We start from the raw sequence: 1,366 nt of genomic DNA, 5'->3' as shown, positions 1-1,366 counted from the left end.
GTAATTACCCAGGCCCTTGCGCGAACTGGATTTCGCTGATTCCTTGCTGTCATGGGCCGCAGCGATCTTGAGCGTCTGAGCAAGGAAGAGCTGATCGAGCTGGTGCTGCGGCTGCAGCGGCCGCAGAAGACCTCGCGCACGTCCTCGAAGCCGCCCTCGATGGATCGCAAGGAGCGTCGGGATCAGGCCAAGCCCGGTGGCGCCAAGCCGGGGCATGACGGGCACAGCCGCGCCATGAGCCCGGATGTCGATGGCCTCATTGACCATCAGCCGGACCACTGCCCATGCTGCTGTACCAGGCTGGCGACCGATCTCCAGACCGAGACCGTGAGCGAACACGACACGATCGAGCTGCCCGCCATCAAGCCGTGGATCGAGCGCCATCGGCGCCTGGCAGTGCGCTGTCCGACCTGTGGAACGCGGGTCGTTGCGCCCGTGCCCGACGCCGCCAAGGGGACGCCGTTCGGGCCGCGCATCCATGCCATGGCCACCTACTTGAAGACCTTCCAGGCCCTTTCTTACGAGCGGCTGCAAAGCGCTTTCGCCGACCTGTTCGGTCTGACGCTTAGCCGGGGTGGGCTGATGAACCTGCTGCGCCGGGCGCAGGGGCGCTTTGCCGAGGGCGGGGCACAGGCGGTGGCCGCATTGCGCCAGGCCCGGGTCGTCGCTTCCGATGAGACCGGTGTCCGGATCGAGGGCTCTAACGCCTATCATTGGGTGTTTCGCTGCTCGGAGGCGGTGGTCCATCGCGCCTCCCCAACCCGGGGCGCCCTCGTGGTCCGGACGATGATGGATGGGCACCGGCCCGAGGTCTGGTGCTCCGACCGCCACAGCGCGCAGCAGGGCCACGCGGATGCCCACCAGACCTGCCTGGCCCATCTTTCCCGCGACATTGCTTATGCCGATGAGGCGAGCGCGGATGTCCTGCCATTGCGTCTTAAGCATGGCTGCACCGGGCCTTCGCCCTTGCGGAGGAGGTCGCAACGCTGGCCGCCTCAACTCTCGCTCGCAAGCGCCGGGCCCTGGAGCGCAGTCTGGACGCGATCCTGGCCACGCCGACATCGTGCGATCTGGCCCGTGCCCTTCAGAGCAAGGTCCGGCGCGCCTGCGATCAGCTTCTGACCTTCGCCCACTGGCCCGGCTTGGTCGAGGCGACGAACAACGCCTGCGAACGCGCGCTCAGACCCGCCGTCATTCAGCGCAAGGTGACCAATGGCTACCGGGCTATGTGGGCCGCTGAGGGCGAGGCGGACATTCGCACGGTCGTTGACACGGCGCGCCTCGGCCCGCAGACCAACGCGTTCAAGACAATCCTTCAGACTGTGTCCGCCTGAACCTCAGTGCGAAACAGGGCGTGGGTAATTAC

The 1,366-nt window shown here is 66.7% G+C and carries 1 pseudogene; it reads left to right on the top strand.

The features are described 5' to 3' along the window. Window positions 1-51: 51 nt before the first annotated feature. Window positions 52-1,334, top strand: a pseudogene (gene tnpC, locus JKG68_RS32335) (IS66 family transposase). The last annotated feature ends 32 nt before the right edge of the window (window positions 1,335-1,366 follow it).

Origin of the sequence: Microvirga aerilata, assembly GCF_016743775.1 — a bacterium.
In the GTDB taxonomy this organism is placed as follows: domain Bacteria; phylum Pseudomonadota; class Alphaproteobacteria; order Rhizobiales; family Beijerinckiaceae; genus Microvirga; species Microvirga aerilata.
This window is presented reverse-complemented; position numbering and strand designations above follow the sequence as displayed.